Here is a 16,933-nt window from a genome sequence, read left to right as displayed (position 1 = left end):
TTTTTATGGACTTTTCTTCTGCTTATATTTATCGTCTTTACCAATCTCAATTAGTTCAGTATATATATATCTTAATTTACTCTCGTTAACTGAAAGCTCTAAACCTGCTTTATCAAACAATATACAAGTAGAAAGTATAGTGCGGTAAGCTAATTGAAACGGATTAAAATCTAGTGGTAAGCTATATGATTTATATAGACTTCGAGAACCGTGGACCAAGTTTGATCTGAGGTCATATATTTTGCTCAAATCACTCTTCCATCTATCTAGATCACCATGATAAACAGCAATGGTACAAGCTATACGATTACAGAAATTATTTGTTATATCTTTATCAGATAAAGTGACTAATCTTTCCATCGCAGTGACAAGTTTAATAATTTGAGAGTTTTCATTATTATCTTTTGCTGCCTCTCCAAACCAGTAGAATGCGTCAATTAAGCGGTCTGCTAAGCACTCTTTGCTATTGATAGAGCTTGCATGATTAGCAAGCTTGCTTATAACAGTTCCTATATCAGACTTTAAGTCTTCTTCGAATAAATCCCAAAATTCCTTTAAATCCTCATTGAACAAATAGGAGCCTTCAATCCAGTAATCATCATTGCTACTAGCTATATAATGAGTAGTATCTTTATGAAAAGGATGATTCAACAATATTATTTGATCGGCTTTATAGTGATAGGATGTGGTGAAAACTCTAATAACACCATATATGAAATTTGCGACATTCTCTGCTCTGTGCTTACTAAGATTACTAGAGCTCTCTGGTATAGGTATATGTAATAGACAATTGAAGATATCTTCATTACTCTTTATAAAGAAACGATAATGGTCATCCTCTTTGACTTTAGCGTAAATGCTATCTTTATGAATTATTTTTAAATTCCCAATATTTATTTCTTTTTCAGGGCTCAAACCAACTGCATTAAACGGAAAGAAGTAAGTAATCTGCTTCCTACTTCTCTTCGCTCTTTTCTGTGCCCTTGCGAGTAATTTCATACAGCCGGGTGAATCAAAACTACCATTATTCTTTAAATGTATATATATGGAGTTTCTAATCTCAGTTTCTAAATCAAGTACTGTTACACCTTCAGTAAGTCTATATTGCCTTTTGGCTATATTTTCTAATACTTTCTGAGCAGCTGATGAAAAATTGAATTGGATTAACGTGTGATCAATTTCACCTATGTCTTGGGGTGGTTTTAAAGAAGAAACTATACAATCAATATCATTGTAAAAATCACTTTTATATAACTCAGGATCTAGTCTAGATAATTTATTAAGTCTTATTGCTTCAGTTATAATGAAGTTCAAGTCTTCAATATCTTGATTAGCAGCGCTCATAGATTTATACCTTAGCTAATATGGATGACTAGCATGCCTTAACCCACATAAATAATTTAAAAACGTTTATTTAACCCTTCTCAGTCAACAGCCTAATTCCCAAGCCAATAAATACCACACCGCTTATCTTGTTTAAAATGGCTTCGATAGAGGGCTTTTTTCTCAGGTTCTCACTGAATTTTGACGCCAATAATGCTAAGCATAAGCACCATATAAAGCCAGTGACAGCAAAGGTCAGTCCTAAAATGACGAACGACACCATGCTATAAGCATAACTGGCATCGATAAACTGAGGGAAGAACGCCAAAAAGAATAATGCAACTTTTGGATTAAAGGTATTGGTGAGCACACCTTGCTTATATATCTGCCAGTGATCTAAAGGCTGAACGGGCTTTGGCTTCTCGTCATCCTGCAAACTCGCGGCTATCAAAGGCTGTTGTTTACTTATGAGCATTTTGACGCCTAGATAGCACAAATAGCTGGCACCAATATATTTTACGAGCATAAATGCCGTAGGGGAGTTAGCCAGCAACACGGACAATCCTAGCGAAGCCAGTAGCGTATGCACCAGAATGCCTGAAGTAATACCCAACACAGAATAAAACCCTGCCGTTTGCCCCTGCGAAATACTACGGGTAATGATGTACATGCTATCCGTGCCTGGGGTCAGGTTTAACAAAATAGCTGCCATGATAAACCCTAGATAGTTCTCAATCCCGAACATGGTTAAAACGTCCTTGTGTTAAGCCTAAAAATTTTTACGTTATAAAGTATTTATACATTCTATAAAATTCTTATAGGATTGATGGTAGCGAGGATCTTACGGGTTGGCAATAGAATAAATCATTCAATAAATACTGATATTAAAAACCATAAAGCAGGTTATGGCTTCAGTCTTTATCAAAATCAATAAAACGTAAATATCTTATAAAATCGCAGATACCGCAATGTGAACTCTGATAAGATATCAGAGATTAATAAGACATTTGTTGATAATAAGGATTTAAGATGAAACGTTTGGCTTATACCATTGCTGTATCTGTTTTGGCCACGACGGTTGGGATAAATGCCGCGCATGCCGAGAGAGTTTGCAAAGTAACAGATCCGACGGGTACTCCATTAAATATTCGTGATGAACCTAATGGCAAGGTTATTAATAAGCTGCGTAATGATCGCGAGGTGTATGTCACAGATACCACTTATGATAATAAAAATCGTCCGTGGGTATATTTAGAAGGCTATTACAAGGGCGAATACAGGCATTGGGGCTGGGCGATTAGAGAGTTTGTCTCTTGTTATGATCGTTGATATATTAATTTCAGCTTATCCAAACTATAATGAACTGGATATAACAAAACCAATAGACATAAAAAAGCCCAGTCACCGTATGATGACTGGGCTTTTTTATTGTTCGCTTACTAGTCTAATCTGATGCTAAGCAAAAGTGCTAATAAGTGACGCCGAATAGTGGCGTCCCCAGGGGGATTCGAACCCCCGTTACCGCCGTGAAAGGGCGGTGTCCTAGGCCTCTAGACGATGGGGACGCATAGAGTGTTATAACCAATGGTTACAACGGTATTTCACAATATCAGATAGCTTAATAAATAAGCATTGCCTAGGTGCTGATATCGTCCTACTAGCGAGTATTTATGATTACGTTTCAGTAGTACTGAGCGTTGCAATAAATAGTATGGTGGAGCTAAACGGAGTCGAACCGTTGACCCCTTGCATGCCATGCAAGTGCTCTACCAACTGAGCTATAGCCCCTCGCTAAGAGTGTGCGTATTTTATGCAAGACCGGCAGTCCTGTCAACTACTATTTTAAAAATAATGCATAAATATTTGAAAAAAAGCGTTTAAAGCTATTTTAGCTGCTTAATATGCCCAAATTAGCGTGGATTTTGCTTAAGAGAGATCTCTTTGATGGCTTTATCGGTGAAAAACTCTTCTTCGCTGCCATCAGAAAAGATAATAGCACTGCATTCAGTCGGTATGTATTGACCGCCTTTTTCTCTGACGGTTCTTATACCTTTAAAGCCAGTGATGTCAAACTTGCTTAATTTGTCTAGATTATGATTGGTATAACCACAGTAAGTAGTATATATCCATTTCAAATCTTCGAAATCTTGACCCTTTGTCAGGGTAAGCTGTGCATCATAAAGCTCTTTTACGATGGCGTCATAATATTTCTGTGCTTCTTTGAGCGTGTTAAAGACATAATCTTTGCTTTCTATCGTGACGGTTTTGGCGGCCATGTTAGCATCCAGTAAATATTCTAATGTAGTTTGGATTATCGAATTCATAATACTTCTCTTTCGGTAAAGCTATTTTTACAACTATAATTTCACCTAATGATAGTTAGTCATCTTTGACATAGCTAGGATCTCTTCTGCATCGTGGACAAATTATCTCTACATCACCTTCATCAGTCCATACAACTCTTCGTAAATCATCAGAAGGCCATGTGATACCACATATTGTACAATCACTTTCTATATCATCACTATATTCGTTATCGCAGTAAACGCACCGATATCCTGTTTCACTATTCTTTTCAGGTATCATGCTATCACTAGAGCATTCTACACAATATATTATTTGCTCATCATTAGGTGAATGACTCTCGTACCTTTCAAATTCATGGCTCTGTTTGTGGCGTTGGAGTTTTAGAATCCCCTTTATTTTTCTCAAATATGATTCAGATTGTAGAATACGCTCAGCTTGTAGATTACTCTGAGCTTGACTATTTATAAGCTGGTTCAATAGTATTCTTGTTTCACCTGCCTCCTGCAAAGTTTCTTCTGAAACACTCGCTTTTAGGTAATCTCTAGAATATTTAAGGAAAAACTCTGCGTCATACATTAGAAAATTTTTGACTTCTGCATGGTTATACATATCATCAAGTAGTTCAGGTCTTGGCTGTCGATGCTTTGTTTGAGAGTTACCGTTAAATACAGCAACTTCTAACCACCAGTCTGCCTTATTATCATCCGTTACAAAGATAATATCCTTTAGTTCTACTTCTTTTACATGGTCCAATATCTGTTGCCATATAAGATAGTCAGCATACTTTTTCTGATAAACAATTTGATTGTCTACACAAACTTCATCTTTTTTTTCATCTAAATAGCCTGGAGATATTTTTAGTTTATATTTAACTTGAGCATTTTTGTACAAAGTATCTATTTTTTCTTGAGTGTAAGCTGCGCTCCCAACTCTATTATCAAAAATCGTATCTATCTTTTCTTCAAGAGGATCGGCTTCATTAATTTTTTGTTGATCGTTGATAGTGTTATTAATTTCTCTTATTAGTTCATCACCTAACGATTTAAATTTTTCTTTAATATTGTCAACATCAATTGGCGAGTGTACTTTCTTTATCTGTAATTTATTTAATTCCGATACTAAAGTGCTTTGCGATTTATTTATGGCTTCTTTTGCTTCTATAAGTAAATTCGTTCTGCTTCTAATAGTCGTTAATCTATTACGTTTGAATTCGAGAGCTACATGGTGAGGAATCCATATTCTATCATCCAGACTTTCTAGAATTTTTATAAATTCATCTCTACTACTATCTTGGTATCTATAAAGATTGAGTAATATATTGGTATCAAAAATAAATAAAGAATTTTCCCAAATATGACGGTATTCTTGCTCTGTAAAATTATAATCATACTGTTTAAACATATTTTTCATGGCATATTACCTTAACCGATTTTTAATTGAAAAGTAGTATTTTTTATAATGGAGGTAGTGAAAGTTTAGAATGCATATTTCTATTATTAGAATATCAACTTCAATAGATAATTTAATTTTTATAAATTTCAGATCTACTTATGATTAATTGCAATATCATTACTGACACGCACCAGAAACTATCTAAAAACGAGAGGTTGTAACTTAGTTTTATTATTAATTAAATATAGAATATTTTATTTAAAATTTTTTTTGGTAAACTAAGTAAGTGTTTACCAAAAAAAAGTTATCCTAATCGTATATTGATTAGGATAACTTGAACAGCTGTTATAAAATTATTTTTTAAATCGACTCATGTATCGCTACTCAGCTGCCAAAAAGTCTGGCAATTCAGCTGCTTGTTTCTCAAGTTTTTTTAGCTTCTTTTTACCTAAGCCGCCAAGCACGTCAACTGCATGGCGCAAGCGAGTCAAGGTCATATCAGCGCCGATAATTGCCATAGAATTCATGACAGGCGTCGATGAGGTGCTACCAGCGATAGCGATAAAGAATGGTGCCATAAAGTCACGCATTTTAATATCAAGATGGGCGGCAAGACCTTTTAAGGTGGCGTAGATATTTTCTTCTGACCACGTTGGCAAGGTTTCTAGCTGCCAAAGCGCTAGTTGCAGCATCTCAGTAATTTGCTCAGGGGTGAGCGATTTATGGGTAAAGCTTTCCGCAGTGATAGCAGGTAAGTTTTGGAAATAGAAGCCACCCCAATTAACTGCATCAGATAACAGCTCAATACGAGGCTGAATCGCCGCTGCGATAGCCGTAAGCTTGTCACTGTTATTTGCCCAATCGAGGATTTTATTTTTTAACTGTTCAGGAGTAAGCGCGCGTAGCCATTCTGCGTTGAGCCAGTTTAGTTTTTCGATATCAAAGATAGGGCCGCCAAGTGACACCCGCTGAATATCAAAACTAGCAATCATTTCTGCTAAGGTAAATTGTTCAGCTTCGTCAGGCATTGAGTAGCCCATACGACCGAGGTAGTTTAGCAGCGCTTCAGGGAGCACACCAGCATCACGATAGTAAGTGATAGAGGTTGGGTTTTTACGCTTAGACAGTTTTGATTTATCTGGGTTACGCAGCAGTGGCATATGGCAAAGTACAGGCATCTCCCAACCAAAATACTCATAGAGCAGCTGATGCTTGGGCGCAGAGTTAAGCCACTCTTCACCGCGTAGCACATGGCTGATGTCCATCAAATGGTCATCGACGACGTTGGCCAAATGGTATGTTGGCATGCCGTCGGTTTTTAGCAGCACTTGCATGTCGACTTGTGTCCAAGGAATCTCAACCGTACCGCGCAACATGTCATGTACTTGACAGACGCCTTCGGTTGGCACACGCATACGAATGACATGCGGTTTGCCCTCACTGACCAATTGCGCGGTTTTTTCAGGGGCCAAATGGGCACAACGACCGTCATAACGTGGCGTTTCACCATTGGCCATTTGTGCAGCACGCATGGCATCTAACTCTTCACTGGTACAAAAGCAGCGAAACGCATGGTCGTTTTCTATGAGCTGTTCAGCGTGCTTTTTATAAATATCACTACGCTCACTCTGACGATAAGGCGCGTGCGGACCACCAATATCTGGACCTTCCGCCCAATCGAGACCAACCCAACGCAGCGCATCCAAAATCATTTTTTCAGATTGTTCGGTTGAGCGCGTTTGATCCGTGTCTTCGATACGTAAAATAAATTCGCCGCCGTGGGCTTTAGCAAAAGCTAAATTGAATAGGGCAATATAAGCGGTGCCGACATGCGGAAAGCCAGTAGGCGATGGCGCAATGCGGGTGCGGACAGGGCGCGTGCTGTTAGTTGAAGTCGATGATTGCATCATAAAATTCTCAGAATAGGCTAGTTAATGAATATGGCAGTGAAAAATGCTAATGATAAATATGAATGACAAGTTTGAATAAAAAATACGGATGAAACAATAGCCGTCAATGTAGAAAAATAGCGTAAAATATAGCGCTAGTATAACAGAGAGATGGAATATTTTTAACGAAATGCCCGTATAGCGCTTGACTACCCGTGTATCCTTGCGATAATAATGTTAGACAAGCCATAACTTGTTTATTTTCATCTGATTTTTCACTCTTACTGACCAAAATGGTCGTCATCTACTGAGTCGTTTGTGTCCATATTGAATAATAAGCCAAAAAATACGCCGAATACTAAGCAAGATTCTAAAATAGACTCTTCTTTAGCCACTGTTAATGCTGCATCAGCGGTTGAGCTGTCTGCTGTAGAAAACGATTTTGTGGTAGAGAGTGACTCTACTAATCAGCCGACGCAAGAGTCTGTCACTGATAAAGCCAACTCTGATGAATTGAGCTTTGTTCATGATGCGGTGTTATTGCAAGAAACCGTCGCGGCAGTGTTGGGTGTCAAAGCGCTACCTAAGCAAACAGACGATGCAGAACAAAGCAGTGGCAACCAAAATAGCTTGCAGATGAGTGGCGTCTACGTTGATGCTACCTTTGGGCGTGGTGGTCATAGCCGACTACTATTAAGTCAGTTGGCCGATGATGCAACCTTGATTGTTTTTGATAAAGATCCAACGGCGATTAGCGTCGCGCGCGAATTGGCAAAGACCGATAGTCGCGTAAAAGTGGTGCACGATAGTTTTGCGACGTTGACGGATAGTCTAGCGGCAATGGGAATCACTCAAGTTGATGGCTTAATGGCAGATTTGGGTATCTCATCACCGCAAATTGATGATGGCAGTCGTGGTTTTAGTTTTATGCGCGACGGGGCGGTCGATATGCGTATGGATACCAGCCGTGGGCAGTCGGTCGCTGAGTGGCTTGAAAAAGTCGACGATGAAACCTTAGCCAATGTGCTTTATGAGTTTGGCGAAGAGCGCCATAGTCGCCGCATCGCCCGTGCTATTAAGCAGATGGACAGTTACGATTCTACTTTGGCATTGGCTGAAGTGATTAAAGTGGCGCATCCTAATTGGCAGCGTGGTAAGCATCCAGCGACTCAAAGTTTTCAGGCGATGCGCATTTTTATTAACAATGAGCTTGGCGATGTTGATGACTTTTTAGAACAAAGCATTCCGATTTTAAAGTCAGGCGGGCAGCTGGCAGTGATTAGTTTTCACTCATTAGAAGATCGCCGTATCAAGCAGTTTTTGCAGCGTCATAGCAAAGGGCAATATCCAGAGGATGAGAATTTGCCGATGCCGCCGAAGCGTCCACGCTACTTTAGCAAGCCTAAACGCGTGGGTCCAAGCAAAGCTGAAACCAGTCAAAATCCACGCGCGCGTAGTGCGTGGTTGCGCATGGCGACTCGTACTGATACCGACTATCTACACAGTGTCGAGCAATAACACAGATAGCGTGATGTTATAGAGAGGGTGTTTGGCTGCGTTGCTGGTGATTGGTTACTGGCAATTAAGTAGGATAGAAAGTCTGAATACTTACGCGGCTGTTAAAAATCTGTAAACATTATCTGCTAGGCTCGGCTGTTCCTTTTTCGTTTGGTTTTACTTTATTGATGGTTCTGTACAAAGCGTCTTACCGCTCTAAAACAGTTGCCAATTTTCATACTTGAAGTCCACTTTTTGAGAGCGTCATGGCAATATCTGACAAACCCGCAAACCGTCGCGCTGCAATTCCGCATAACACCGATATCGGCGAGCTATTTGTGCGCCGATTTAATGTGGTTAGTATTTATGTAGGGGTGCTATTGCTGTTAGCAGTGGCGATTGTGTGGAGCGGTATCAAAACAGCCGAAGGCGTTCAGCAATATCATCAGGATTATAAAACCTTGCAAGACATGAAAAAACAAGAGCGTAATCTGCAAGTCGAACATCAGCGTTTGCTCATTGAACAGCAGACTTTTAGTGCGACGCCGCAAATTGCTAGCCGTGCGGTGGCTGAATTGGGCATGTTTTCACCGACGCTAAAAGATAAGCTTATTATCCAGCCGGGTGTTGCCACAGCACAGGTGCCAGTCGTCGATACTGACTCAGATGAGGATAAGTCTGACGTTATCGAACCACGAGCTGCTACGGATATATCGCCTGACGCTCCTATCACCGATGCCACGGTAGCGGAGGCAGGACAATGAGTGATAAAAAACCTAATGCCAATAGCGGTAAAACGACCGCGAAAAATGTGAATAAAAAGCCAACTAGCGGTAAGGTGACTAAGCCCTTACGTCCTGCCAGTGCAGCCAAATCCGGACAAACAGGCAGCACGGCTGAAAAAAAATCATCCGGCAACCGTAAGGCTAAACTGTTTGATCGATTGAAAAAGAGTGAAGAGCAAGGCGCTTATACCAGTGTCAAAAACCTGAAAAATAAAAGAGGATTTTTGGGTAAAGCGTCTGGCGCTTCCTCTCGCGGCGGTTTTGAGCAAGACAAAAACCGTTTCCGTACTATTTGGGTCATTGCATTGGTTGTCTTGGGTTTGCTGATAGCCCGTGCTTATTATTTACAAGTTGCCAATGCCCAGTTTTATCAAGACAAAGGTGATGAGCTCATCACTAGCGTGCGCACGCAAAAATCCTATCGCGGTATGATTACCGATCGCAATAATTTGCCACTTGCAGTCAGTGCACCACTGGCGACGGTCTCCTTTAGTCCGCATGATTATGCGCGCGAATATTACGAGCTTAAGCGTATTATTATCACCAATCCTGAGAGTCCACAGCTGGTTGCGCGTATGCAAAAGCGTTTGGATAATATGGATCTGACCACGCTTGCAGCTGCTGCGAATATTTCGGTCACTGAGCTGAAAAAAGTTACCGCTATCGATGACAGTATTGATGTAACCGATGAAGCAGCAGTTAAAGCCGCGCTGCCATCGGGTGCAGGCTCGCACTATTTGCCGCTACTGAATAAAGTAACGCCTGAGATTGCCCAAAGTGTCAGCACCCTTGATTTTCCTGGCGTCTATGAAAAAAACTTTTTCCAACGTTATTACCCGCAGCCACAACCAAACTCGCAACTATTGGGCTTTATGGGACAAAATGTCAGCGATCCTGAAGGTGGTTACGAAGGTCGTGCTGGTATCGAACGCCAATATGAAACTGAGCTGGCAGGTGATGATGGTAAAGTGTTGGTGCTAAAAGACGCCAAACAAAACAGTTTAAAAGAAATTAAACAGATTGAACCAGAAATACCAGGTAAAGATGTGGCGTTGACCATTGATTCGCGCCTGCAGTATTTGCTTTATAAAGAACTAGAGAAAGCAGGGCGTTTGCAAAAAGCGCGCTGGTCAACAGGCATGATTGTTGATGTGCAAACGGGTGAAGTGCTTGCCTTGTCAACATGGCCATCTTTTAATTCTAATAACCTGAATGAGATGACTGGTGAAAACCAACGTAACCGTGCGCTGCTCGATGTCTTTGAACCCGGTTCTGTGATGAAACCATTCACCGTTGCAGCGGCTTTAGATTCAGGAAAATATACCGCCACTACTTTAATCGATACCAATCCTGGCTCTATTCGTGTCCGTGGTTATACCATTCGTGACCATAATAATTTAGGGCGGATCACGATGGCAACGCTATTACAGAAATCTAGTAACGTCGCCTCGACTAAGATTGCTTTGTCTTTACCCGCTGATGGCATTACCAATATGCAAAAGCAATTTGGTTTTGGTTCAAAGACACCACTACAGTTCCCAGGGGAAGGTAGTGGGCTGGTGGTCACACCAAAAGAAAAAGAAACCTCACGACGTGCAACGGTCAGTTATGGTTATGGTCTACAGGTAACATTGGCTCAGGTCGCGCAGGCTTATTCGGCGCTGGCGGCAGGCGGTGTGATGCACCCATTGACCCTCATTAAAGATGACAAGCCGCAGCCAAGCAAGCGTATCATGGCACACGAGCAAGCGATGTCTATCGTACAAATGATGGAAAGTGTCACCGAACCGGGTGGTACGGCTAAAGGTGCTGCTATTGACGGTTATCGCGTCGCTGGTAAAACAGGAACGTCACGCCGTATCAATCCGAAAGGTGGCTATTATACTGACCAATACCGCAACGTTTTTGCGGGTATGGCACCAGCGTCCAACCCTAGGCTGGTCGGTGTAATGCTCATCGAAGACCCGCGTGGTCAGATTTATGCTGGTTTAACAGTCGCGCCAGTCTTTCATAATGTCATGAAAGAGGCGCTGCGTTTATACAATGTACCCTTAGATAAGCCGTTAAAAACGGAAGATCTATAGGCTTAAAAGTAAGTTTGTTAGATGTTCAGTTTTTAACTATTTGATGTGTTTTAACCGTATAGGATTTGCCAATGACCCTGTCACCCTCGTCGCCAAGCATTACCCCAGTCACCTTGCAACAGCTGACTGAATCTAGTAGTAGCAATAGCAGGCATGGTGTAGGTATAGAGCAGGCGTTGCAAAAACTATCGACTCAGACGACATTGATTGGGGCGGATTCAAAACCAATCAATTCGTTTCTTGATATTCCATTCCTGCAGTTTCGTTTAGACAGTCGTCAGCTAGAGCCGAACGATGTGTTTGTGTTATTAAAAAGCCACATACCAAACTGTCAAAAAAGTCGCGACTACCTCTATCAAGCCGCTGAAAATGCGGCTTTTATCCTATCAGAAATAGATCCTACGGCTTTGCTTAACACGACTAGTGTATCAAATCATGCCGATATCACTTTACCAAATGATAGTACTGCTAAAGCGCAGCGGCAATTAGCAGCACTGCCTTGCCCCATTTTATACGTGCCCAATATTCGTGATTTTTTAGGAACGCTCATTCAAGCACGTTTGCAATATCAGCAGCCCGTGACCTTGCCAACGGTGGTCGCAGTGACGGGCACCAATGGCAAAACGACTATCAGTCAATTGGTGGCGCAGTTGACGCAGCTGACAGGTATGAGCAGCGCAGTTATGGGCACGGCAGGTAATGGTAGGCTTGGTGCTTTGGTGCAAGCCAGCCATACCACGGGTGATGCCTTAGCAGTTCAGCAATTTTTATATCAAATGGGTACAGAGAATGCTGAATTATTGGCATTGGAAGCCAGCTCACATGGTTTGGATCAGCAGCGTTTACAAGGTATGCCAGTGTCGGTTGCGATTTATACCAATCTTAGCCGTGACCACTTAGACTATCATGCCGATATGGCAGAGTATGCAGCAACAAAAGCTAAACTGTTTGATAAAGCGCATTTTCCAGATTTAACCCATGCCATTATCAATATCGATGATGAACATGCCCAGATTATGCTCGACACCGCACATGCCAGTGATTTAACGGTCTGGACGTACAGTTTAGAACCATCAAAATCTGCGACCTTTGTTGCGGCTGAAATCAGACCAAGCTTACAAGGTGTCGAGATTACGCTACGTACTGATTTAGGCGATGGCGAAGTTAATCATTTAGATATCGTCAGCCCATTACTCGGGCGCTTTAACGTTGCCAATTTGCTTGCCGCGATGGCAGCAGCCGTCGCTTTAGGCATTAGCCTTGAGCGTATTACTGCAGTGGTGCCGCAGCTACAAGGTGCGGTTGGACGTATGCAGCGTGTGCCGTCTAATGATGGCTGCTTTATCGTTGATTATGCGCATACGCCAGATGCCTTAAGCCAAGTGCTTGCCAGCCTAAAGACCCATTGTAAAGGTCAGCTGTGGGCAGTGTTTGGTTGTGGTGGCGACCGTGATGCGGGCAAACGTCCTTTGATGGCGCAAGCAGGATTGGCAGGCGCGGATAAAGTTGTGTTAACGGCAGACAATCCACGCACCGAAGATCCCAATATCATTTTGCAAGATATGCAAGCTGGTATGACGAGTGAGCAATATCAGCGTACCTATATTGAGCCTGCGCGCCAAACCGCCATTGAATATGCAGTTAATAAAGCAGCGCCTGATGATATTGTCGTTATCGCTGGCAAGGGTCATGAAACCTATCAAGAAATTAACCATGTTCGTTATGATTTTGACGACAGTATTATTTTGCAAAACGCCTTAAAACAAGCAGGGCGCGTATAGCCTTGATAAATAAATAGTAGCGCTGAACATCCATTTTATATGCTTCTTAAGAAGCATGAGTCGTTAACGATAAAAAATAAATAAGTAGTCATCATATATAAGGTAATCATTATGACAGCCGACAACGATAACAGCATTCAGTCGCAAGGGCTGTATGTTTGGCGAGCAGACAACCTGCTCGCAGCAACCGCAACACTGGGTGGACATTGGCAACTGAGTGAAGATCAACCCGATTCAGAAAACACTTCAGTAAATGATGTCATGAGCACTCGTATCGCCACCGATACCCGTACGATAAAACCTGGTGATATATTTTTAGCGTTATCGGGTGATAATTTTGATGGTCACGATTATCTCGATACGGCCATCGCGCAAGGTGCGGTTGCGGCTATCGTCGCTCGCCCTGTTGCTACGGCTGATGCAAATAGCATTCCGCAGTTAGTGGTGAGCGATACCCGTTTGGCGCTAGGAAAATTGGCTGCGTATCGTCGTCAACAGCATCAAAATTTAACCGTCATTGCTATTACTGGCTCTAGCGGTAAGACCACCTGTAAAGAGATGCTGGGTAGTATCTTTGGCAGACTTGCCCCAACGCTTATCACGCGTGGTAACCTAAATAATGACTTGGGTGTGCCGATGATGTTGCTCGAATTATCCGACCATCATCGCTATGCCATCCTAGAGCTTGGCGCAAACCATATTGGCGAAATTGCTTATACTACCGAGATTGTAAAGCCAGATGTCGCGTGTATTTTAAATATTGGCACGGCGCATTTGGGTGAGTTTGGTAGCCGTGAAGGGATTTGCCAAACCAAGGCTGAGATTTACCATACCTTGAATGACAGCCAATTTGCGATCGTTCCTGATAAAGATGATTTTACCAATCAATTACGCCGTATCGCTGAAAAGTATACGTCACACGTGATTGGTTTTGGTAATACTGATGTCAGTGCCAGCCATTTAGATGTCGAGCCTGAGCGCAGTGAATTTAAGCTGCATATCGGCAATCAAGTCCATGATATCAACTTGCCACTAGCGGGCGAGCACAATGTCAATAATGCTTTAGCCGCTGCTGCTTGTGCTCATGCACTGAATATCGATGTTAGTGATATCGTTGTCGGGCTTGAAAATGCGCGTCCTGCCAAAGGTCGCTTGAACAGTCAGCTGTTAGGCATGCATCGCTTGATTGATGATACCTATAATGCCAATCCGCATTCGGTGCGAGCGGCAGCAAAAGTATTGGCGGCGCAAACGGGCACGCAAGTCATGGTGCTGGGCGATATCGCAGAACTTGGAGAGGCGGCGGTCAGCGAGCATCAAAGCTTGGGTCGTACCATTGCGACAACGGGCATCAATGTGCTGCTGTGTGTTGGTGAATACGCGCCTTTTACCGTGGCGGGTGCACAAGAGGTTTCTGACATCAATGCCCATGCGTTTACCGATAAAGACAGTTTATTGGCGTATTTGAAGCCGTATTTGCAAGCGCAGCAGGCGCAGCCTTGTACGGTGCTGTTTAAAGGTTCTCGTTCCATGCAAATGGAAACCCTTATCAATGCGCTAATCGAGGAGTAGGCGGTGTTAGTTTGGTTGTTTGGCTGGCTTGGCCAGTATTACACGCCGTTTTCTGCGGTTTCTTCGTTGACGCTGCGAGCGTTACTCGCGGTCATTACCGCCCTCGCATTTAGCATGTTTTTTGGTGGGCCTGTCATTCGACGTCTGCGTGCATTGAAATATGGTCAAGCGATTCGCAATGATGGCCCGCAATCGCATTTGGCGAAAACTGGTACGCCGACCATGGGTGGGGTGCTGATTTTAAGTGCGATTGGCGTGTCCACCTTACTATGGGCGCGTTTGAATAATCCGTACGTTTGGATTTTGCTCATTGTTATGATTATCTTTGGCGCGGTCGGCTGGGCAGATGATTGGCTAAAAATTAAGTATAAAGATCCCAAAGGCTTAATTGCTCGTAAGAAATATTTTTGGCTCTCTATGGGTGCTTTGTTCGTCGGTGTGTCTTTGTATTATATCGCCACCTTGCAGCCAGATATCGCGACCACGCGTGAGATGCAGGATTTGCTGCTACCGATTTTCAAAGATTGGATGATTCCTTTTTCGGCAGTGCCGTTTGGCATTGGCTTTATTATCTTTACCTACTTTGTGATTAATGGTGCTTCTAACGCCGTCAACTTGACCGATGGCTTGGATGGTTTAGCGATTTTGCCTGTGGTCTTGGTCGCGGCAGGTTTGGGCGCGATGGCTTATGTATCAGGTGATGTACGCTTTGCTGATTACTTGCATGTGCCTTATATTGCCTATAACTCCGAGGTTCTCATTGTCTGTGGTTCGATGATTGGTGCAGGGCTTGGTTTCTTATGGTTCAATGCCCATCCAGCCCAAGTATTTATGGGGGATGTAGGAGCGCTTGCTCTCGGGGCTATGCTCGGTACGATTGCTGTCATGACTCGTCAAGAAATCGCTTTTGCTATTATGGGCGGTCTATTTGTCGCCGAAGCATTATCGGTCATGCTACAGGTTGGCTCGTATAAGCTGCGTAAAAAACGTGTCTTTCGGATGGCGCCATTGCATCATCACTTTGAAGAGATTGGCTGGAAAGAGACGCAAGTGGTGGCAAGGTTTTGGATTATTGCCATTATTCTCGTCATCCTTGGGCTCATGACCTTAAAACTGCGTTAACATAGCCATATCGTTCGAACATGTCAGCAGATATCTTGTATGCAAAAGCCATCTCACTTTAGTTGAGGTGGCTTTTTTTGGTTGCTAACAGTTTGGTTGCTGATAGTTTATTTTTCGCATTTTCTTTCCTGCATTGTTTATCACGCAGTAAGCCTGAATTTTGTTAAAATGGCAGCCATATTGCGATGACGTTGAGATACTTGTGAGCTTATTTATTTGTCCCCTTTGCCAATCACCATTACAGCCTGCTGCAAATACGTGGCGCTGCGATGGCAGCTTGCACCCAAAACAAACTGCTCATCCATTTGATGTGGCACGTCAGGGTTATGTTAATTTATTACCCGTGCAACAAAAAAAATCCAAAGCACCGGGCGATAGCCAGCAATCAATTGATGCGCGCAAACGGTTTTTAAACGCCGGACATTATCAGCCATTGCAGACGCTTATTTGCCAAAAAATGAGGGAATTGTTGGCGAAAAATGAGTCGGTTGCTGATTCAGCAATTGAGCCGATAACTAAAAAAGATAGCAAGGCAATCAATTGGTTGGATATTGGTTGCGGTGAAGGGTATTACACGCAGGCAATGGCACAGACAGGCATGGATACGCTCATCGCTGCAGATATCAGTAAACCTGCTGTGGTAGAGCTTGCGAAAGCCAGTAAGGTAGCAGGGCGTCTTTGGTATCAGCAAGTTAAAGACAGTGTTACTAATGCGACAGCCAAGTCGGCAGTCATCTATCCGCTTGTTACCAGCGCTGCCCATTTGCCGTTACGCGCGCATAGCATAAAGGGTATTAGCAGTATTTTTAGCCCTATCTTGCCAGACGCGTTCAATGAGGTATTGGCTGCAGACGGTTATTTAATCATTGCCAAGCCAGATATCGGGCATCTAGCGACGATGCGCGAAGCGTTATTTGATAACGTCCGTGAGCATGATTCGGATAAGTTTTTGCATGAATTGGCTCCATACTTTACGCTGATGGGTACGGAGCATGTCAGTACCGAGATGACGTTGTCAGCCGCTGATTTGGCTGATTTGATGACTATGACGCCTTATGCTTATCGCGCGCTTAATGAAAAAAGACAGGCGCTACTAGCAGCCGTCGAAACAGAATCCTTTACGACACAAGCTAAGTTTGTCGTTTATATTTTGCAGAAGACAGCAGCTGAATAGAATGGCT

General features: G+C 42.6%; 13 protein-coding genes and 2 tRNA genes. 8 read left to right on the top strand and 7 right to left on the bottom strand.

Annotation, left to right across the window (positions count from 1 at the left end; genetic code table 11):
- Positions 1–3: 3 nt before the first annotated feature.
- Positions 4–1,344 (bottom strand): HEPN domain-containing protein, encoded by a 1,341-nt coding sequence (locus tag C8D84_RS10575; protein ID WP_109591998.1) that lies wholly within the window; start codon positions 1,342–1,344, stop codon positions 4–6.
- A 70-nt stretch (positions 1,345–1,414) separates the two neighbouring features.
- Positions 1,415–2,068, bottom strand: a complete 654-nt coding sequence (locus C8D84_RS10570; protein WP_109591996.1) for a LysE family translocator — start codon at positions 2,066–2,068, stop codon at positions 1,415–1,417.
- A gap of 284 nt (positions 2,069–2,352) precedes the next feature.
- Between C8D84_RS10570 and C8D84_RS10565 the strand changes: the two genes are divergently transcribed.
- Positions 2,353–2,652, top strand: a complete 300-nt coding sequence (locus tag C8D84_RS10565; RefSeq protein WP_109591994.1) for a peptide-binding protein — start codon at positions 2,353–2,355, stop codon at positions 2,650–2,652.
- 160 nt (positions 2,653–2,812) lie between these two features.
- Here the strand turns inward: C8D84_RS10565 and C8D84_RS10560 are convergent.
- From C8D84_RS10560 to gltX, 5 genes are all read right to left on the bottom strand, one after another.
- Positions 2,813–2,888: transfer RNA gene (locus tag C8D84_RS10560), tRNA-Glu, on the bottom strand.
- 147 nt (positions 2,889–3,035) lie between these two features.
- Positions 3,036–3,111: transfer RNA gene (locus tag C8D84_RS10555), tRNA-Ala, on the bottom strand.
- A 122-nt stretch (positions 3,112–3,233) separates the two neighbouring features.
- Complete coding sequence (locus tag C8D84_RS10550) at positions 3,234–3,647, bottom strand: hypothetical protein (RefSeq protein WP_227676018.1); 414 nt, start codon at positions 3,645–3,647, stop codon at positions 3,234–3,236.
- Positions 3,648–3,702: 55 nt separating this feature from the next.
- Positions 3,703–5,040 (bottom strand): PIN-like domain-containing protein, encoded by a 1,338-nt coding sequence (locus tag C8D84_RS10545; protein ID WP_109591992.1) that lies wholly within the window; start codon positions 5,038–5,040, stop codon positions 3,703–3,705.
- A gap of 362 nt (positions 5,041–5,402) precedes the next feature.
- Positions 5,403–6,932, bottom strand: a complete 1,530-nt coding sequence (gene gltX / locus C8D84_RS10540) for a glutamate--tRNA ligase (RefSeq protein ID WP_109591990.1) — start codon at positions 6,930–6,932, stop codon at positions 5,403–5,405.
- A 297-nt stretch (positions 6,933–7,229) separates the two neighbouring features.
- On the opposite strand from gltX, the gene rsmH reads away from it, so the two are divergent.
- The 7 genes from rsmH (at position 7,230) to C8D84_RS10505 (ending at position 16,926) form a co-directional block, all read left to right on the top strand.
- Positions 7,230–8,429, top strand: coding sequence for a 16S rRNA (cytosine(1402)-N(4))-methyltransferase RsmH (gene rsmH, locus C8D84_RS10535; protein WP_407691882.1), 1,200 nt, complete (start codon positions 7,230–7,232; stop codon positions 8,427–8,429).
- A gap of 245 nt (positions 8,430–8,674) precedes the next feature.
- Complete coding sequence (gene ftsL, locus C8D84_RS10530) at positions 8,675–9,172, top strand: cell division protein FtsL (RefSeq protein ID WP_109591988.1); 498 nt, start codon at positions 8,675–8,677, stop codon at positions 9,170–9,172.
- Entirely contained in the window at positions 9,169–11,277 is a 2,109-nt protein-coding gene (locus tag C8D84_RS10525) for a peptidoglycan D,D-transpeptidase FtsI family protein (RefSeq protein ID WP_109591986.1), read from the top strand. Before ftsL ends, C8D84_RS10525 begins: the two co-directional genes overlap by 4 nt.
- Before the next feature lie 71 nt (positions 11,278–11,348).
- Positions 11,349–13,058, top strand: coding sequence for a UDP-N-acetylmuramoyl-L-alanyl-D-glutamate--2,6-diaminopimelate ligase (locus C8D84_RS10520; protein WP_109591984.1), 1,710 nt, complete (start codon positions 11,349–11,351; stop codon positions 13,056–13,058).
- Positions 13,059–13,169: 111 nt separating this feature from the next.
- Positions 13,170–14,630, top strand: a complete 1,461-nt coding sequence (locus C8D84_RS10515; protein WP_087813658.1) for a UDP-N-acetylmuramoyl-tripeptide--D-alanyl-D-alanine ligase — start codon at positions 13,170–13,172, stop codon at positions 14,628–14,630.
- A 3-nt stretch (positions 14,631–14,633) separates the two neighbouring features.
- The gene (gene mraY, locus C8D84_RS10510) at positions 14,634–15,752 is read left to right on the top strand and encodes a phospho-N-acetylmuramoyl-pentapeptide-transferase (protein WP_087813657.1); all 1,119 of its coding nucleotides are present in this window, start codon (positions 14,634–14,636) and stop codon (positions 15,750–15,752) included.
- 202 nt (positions 15,753–15,954) lie between these two features.
- On the top strand, positions 15,955–16,926 hold the full coding sequence (locus tag C8D84_RS10505; RefSeq protein WP_322872470.1) for a putative RNA methyltransferase: 972 nt from the start codon (positions 15,955–15,957) through the stop codon (positions 16,924–16,926).
- Positions 16,927–16,933: the final 7 nt, after the last annotated feature.

The organism is Psychrobacter immobilis, from assembly GCF_003148585.1.
Lineage (GTDB): Bacteria > Pseudomonadota > Gammaproteobacteria > Pseudomonadales > Moraxellaceae > Psychrobacter > Psychrobacter immobilis.
This window is presented reverse-complemented; position numbering and strand designations above follow the sequence as displayed.